The 4313-nt window shown below is 70.4% G+C and carries 3 protein-coding genes; all 3 read right to left on the bottom strand.

Annotated elements, in window-relative coordinates; genetic code table 11:
- Positions 1 to 63: 63 nt before the first annotated feature.
- From D7X32_RS43395 to D7X32_RS43385, 3 genes are read right to left on the bottom strand one after another with little or no spacing between them, the layout of a single operon-like run.
- Positions 64 to 2187 (bottom strand): phage tail family protein, encoded by a 2124-nt coding sequence (locus D7X32_RS43395; RefSeq protein WP_120608339.1) that lies wholly within the window; start codon positions 2185 to 2187, stop codon positions 64 to 66.
- The gene (locus D7X32_RS43390) at positions 2184 to 4109 is read right to left on the bottom strand and encodes a hypothetical protein (protein WP_120608338.1); all 1926 of its coding nucleotides are present in this window, start codon (positions 4107 to 4109) and stop codon (positions 2184 to 2186) included. Before D7X32_RS43390 ends, D7X32_RS43395 begins: the two co-directional genes overlap by 4 nt.
- A gap of 7 nt (positions 4110 to 4116) precedes the next feature.
- Positions 4117 to 4254: a hypothetical protein gene (locus tag D7X32_RS43385; protein WP_208752740.1), complete on the bottom strand. Its 138-nt coding sequence runs from the start codon at positions 4252 to 4254 to the stop codon at positions 4117 to 4119.
- Between the last annotated feature and the right edge of the window lie 59 nt (positions 4255 to 4313).

The following is a 4313-nucleotide window of genomic DNA, read 5'->3' as shown; positions in this document are numbered from 1 at the left end:
CACCCAAGGCCCCCGAGCCTCCGATATCGCTGGCCTCTCCCAAGTAGGAGCGGCGGGGGCTGCTCAGGACGCGAGCGCGTCCAGCTTCGGCCCCAGCGCGTTCAGCGCGGACGTCACCCGGCCGTTCGCCGCCGTCGCCGGCTTCGCGAAGGCGCCCGACTGGAGCTGGGCGCCAATCGCGTCGAGAGGGGAGAGGAGCTGGGGTTTCTGTCCCGTGGCCTGGGTGGAGATGGAATCCACCTGCGTCTGGGCGCCCGACTTCAGGCCCTCCGCGCGCTGCTTGAACGCCGCGAGCACCTGATCCGCCTGCGTGGTGAGCGACGTCTCCGCGCTGGCGCGGGCCTTTTCTAGCGACGTCAGCCCGCCCGCCACGGACGTGTTCGTGGTGCCCAGGTGCGAGTCCAGCCGGCCCTTGGCGGACGTCACCTGGCCCACCGCCGAGTCCCGCGCCGTCTGCATGGCCTGCACGGCCGCGTCGATGCCGGAGCCCACCTGGGCGTCCAGGGCCTCCAGGCGCTGGGGCACCTGCGTGTCCAGCGGCGTTACCCGCGCGGCCACCTGCTGCTTCATGGCCTGGATCTGCTGCACGCCCTGGTCCTTCACGGTGCCAATCTGCGTGACGGCCGCGGCGATGACCTGGCCCACCTGCGCGGTGGCCTGCTCGATGCCCTGGAGGATGGACTGGGTCAGCGTGCCCATCTGCGTCACGGCCTGCGTCGTGGCCGTGTCGATCTGCGTCTGCGCCTGGGTCTGCACCGTCTCCACCTGCGAGACGATGGTCTTCTGCACCGTCTGGAGCTGCGTGCCCACCTGCGAGGAGAGGGTCCCCAGCTGCGTGGTGATCTGCCCCACCACCTGCGTGATGCCCTGCACCGCGGGGTTCACCAGCGGCTTGGGCAGGTCCGCGGCAGGGATGGCCTCCAGGAGGCCCATGGCGCGCTCCAGCAGCGACTCCAGCGAGCCGACGATCTGCTGGAAGAGGGTCTGGAGCTGCTCCAGCTTCTGGGGCAGCACCTCGAACAGCGCCATCACCTGCTGCTTGAGGGCGCTGATGGTCGCGACCATCGTGTCCAGCGTGGTGAAGGCCGCGTCCAGCGTCGCCTTCAGCGGCGCCTTGATGGTCTCCACCGCCGTGAGCGCGCCCTGCACCAGGCCGTCGATGGTGCCGCTCACCGTGTTGATGGCGGTCTCCACCTGCTTCTGCACCTGGTCGATGAGCTTCTCCACCGCCGTGAGCTGCGCCGTGACGCTGGCCACCTGCCCGCCAATCGTCTTGGCCAGCGTGTCCAGCGCCCCGTCCGCCTGCGTCTTGCCCGCCGTGAGCGACGGGGCCACCTGGGTGTCCAGCGGATCCACGATGCCGGCCGCCGCCGCGGCAGCGGCCATCAGCTGATCCACCAGCGTCTTGCGCTGCGTCGCCAGCGCGGACTGCTGCTGCTGGTGGGCGTCCTTCGTCGTCGTGCCCGCCTTGAGGATCTCCTGGTGCAGCGCCGTCAGCGCGCTCGTGGGGGCCTTCACCGCGCCGTCCAGCGTGGAGGTGAGCTGCGTGCTCTTGCCCGTCGCCGCGTCGCGCGAGGTGGCCAGCCGCACCAGCACCGCCGCCAACGCCGCCGCGATCGTCGACCCCACGCCCGTGAGGTCCTGCGTGAGCTGCGAGCGCGTCTGATCAATCAGCGCGTAGCCCTGCGCGCGGCGGGCCTCCGTCTCCTGCTGGGAGCCCTTGCGCTTCGCGAGCTTCGCGTCGAAGGACTTCTTGTCCGCGTCGCACTTCTGGGTCACCTGCTGCTGGAGCGCGGTGAGCTGTCCCTGCGACGACTCCGCGGACGACTTCGCCTGCGCCTCCAGCCCCTGGCTCTTCGCCGTCGCCTCCTGACCCAGCGCCTCCGCCTTCGTGCGCGCCGTCGTGCTGGCGGCGGTCAGCGCCTGCTGGTGGCCCTTCACCTCCGTGGCCAGCGCGTTGAAGCGGGGGGAGGGGTCCGCCAGCGTCACGTTCGCCGCGTTCACCTGCGTGAGCAGCGCCCCCAGCTTTCCGGAGATGGACGGGCGAAGCGCGGCGACCTGCTCCACGACGCCCTGGGCCAGGGCTTCCACCTCGCCCTTCGCGGTGGAGAGGCGCGGCGTGATGCCGGAGCCGAAGCCCTCCACGGCCGCCTTGTGCTTCGCCACGGTGGCGCGCAGGTCGTTCATTTCAGCCCCGCGAGCGCGGCCTTGGCTTCGGCGGCGGCGCCGGAGAGCGCGCCCGTCTGCCCATCCACGCCGTTGAGCGCGCCGGTCAGTTTCGCGCGGGATTCAGCGGCCTTGCCCTTCACCTGGGCTTCCGCGGCGGAGAGGGCCGCGCCCGTCTCCTCCGTCGCCGCGTTCAACTTCGAGTTCACCGCCGCCGTGGACTCCTTGTACGCCGCCGTCGCGTCGCTCACCGCGCCATCCACTCCCGCGGTGAGGTCGCCCTTCGCGGTCTCCACCTGCGGCGTCACGTCGTACGTGGGCGTGGTGGGGGCGCCGCCGGGGTTCTCCTTCGTCTGGATGAGGAGGTGGCCCTCGGACAGGCGGATGATCTCCGTGTCGTTGGCATTCACGCGCCCCAGGTTCCACACCGGCTTGTTGTCCTTGAAGTCGTGCGTCAGCGCCGTCTGGTTCGCGCCGTTCTTGCCGAAGAGGATCTGATCGCCCTGGCTGTCCTGGGGCATGCGCACGCCTTCCCCCCAGTCCAGGAAGCGGTGCAGCTCCGCGTGGTCGAAGTGCAGCGCCACCAGCGCCCGCTCGTTCTTGTACGGCGGGAAGTAGAACTCCCCCGGGAACTGATTGGGCTCCGCCGGCACGCTCACCGTCTTGTTCCACAGCGGGATCGTCACCCGGTAGTTCGTCACGGACGTCTTCTGATCATCCACCTGGAGGTAGATGCGGTCCGTGGCCTCACCGCCGGGGCTGTGCATCTTGCCCTCGACGTAGATGGGCCAGTGGGGCGGCCGGTACGCGGGCAGGTCCGGCACCGGATCCGACTTCTGCTCCAGGAGCACGGACAGGGTCACCGAGTAGCCCTCCATCGCGTCCTGCTGTCCGTCGTGCGGGCCCTCCTGGAGCCCCGCGCCGTCGAAGGACAGCTCCGCCACGCGCATGTCCTCGCCCAGGCCCGTGAGGCCCGGGCTCCACCGGCCTCCGTCCAGCTTGATCAACGACCCCGGGTGCAGCGCGACGGGCGGCACGTCCAGGAACGTCAGCCGCAGGCGCCGCTTGCGCACGCGCAGCCGTTCCTTCTCCAGCGACTGGCGCTGCTCCGCCTCCGCCGCGATGGGCGTGCGCACCAGCATGTCGTGCTGGATGCCCGCCACCGCCTGGGACTGCGCCAGCGCCACCGTGGTCGCTCCGGCCCCGAAGCCGTTGAGCACCCGCGCGCTGTGGCGGATGACGGGTGGCATCTCCACGTCCACCCGGGCCACGTGCTTGCCGCTGAGCCCGGTGACGGTGCCCACCGCCGGCTTCTTCGCGGAGAAGGTGTACGTGTCCTTGGGGCTGTCGTACGTGAGCACGCCGCCGCGCGTGTCCACGTACCAGAGGACGAAGTCGTAGAAGCTCGCGGCCGCGTGGTCATCGCCGATGCCCAGGCACACCATCGCGTGCTTCGCGTCCAGCGCGTCCCAGTCGTAGGTGAGCAGCAGGCCGCCGGGCTTGTGCGCGTCCAGCAGCTCCGACAGCTTCTTCGCCGTGTGCAGCTCCACCGGGCGGTGCTGCTTCCAGATCACCCGGGCGGGGTCCTCGAAGGTCACCGTGTACTGGCGGAAGGCCAGCGCCACGTTGTCCTTCTGGCCGTGCGCGGTGCCGCCCAGGCGCTTCTCCGTGACGATGCCCTGCACCACCAGCGGCGTGGGCGGCGGGTCGAAGACGCCGGACAGCGCCAGCCGCACCCGCACCAGGTCCGGCTTGCTGAACGCGGTGAACAGCGCCGCGTCCGCCTTCTCCAGCGACGTCCAGAACGTCAGTTCGCAGCGGAAGCCGGTGGGCGTCATCCGCAGGGAGAAGTCCCGCACCTGTCCGCCGGGGATGGTGAAGGCCTGCTCACCCGCGGTGACGGTCAGCTCCAGCTTCAGCTTTTCGGAGAAGGGGAGCGCCATGCCGTGTTCACCGGGCCTTCGCCTGGACCTCCTCGCGGGTCAACGCACCCCGGGCTTCCAGCGCGTCCATCATCGCGCGCATCACGCGGGCCTGCTGCGCCACCATGCGCTCCAGGTCCGCCACCTGCTGCGTGAGCGCCTCCACCTTCGACGTCAGCTCCGCGTCTGTCTCTTATACACTTCTCCGAGCCCACGAGACGCTCA

It is taken from the genome of Corallococcus carmarthensis, assembly GCF_003611695.1.
Classification (GTDB): domain Bacteria; phylum Myxococcota; class Myxococcia; order Myxococcales; family Myxococcaceae; genus Corallococcus; species Corallococcus carmarthensis.
This window is presented reverse-complemented; position numbering and strand designations above follow the sequence as displayed.

Excerpts from the sequence above, each read along its gene's own strand:
- D7X32_RS43395 (WP_120608339.1), bottom strand. The coding sequence starts at position 2,187 with ATGAACGACCTGCGCGCCACCGTGGCGAAGCACAAGGCGGCCGTGGAG.
- D7X32_RS43390 (WP_120608338.1), bottom strand. The coding sequence starts at position 4,109 with ATGGCGCTCCCCTTCTCCGAAAAGCTGAAGCTGGAGCTGACCGTCACC.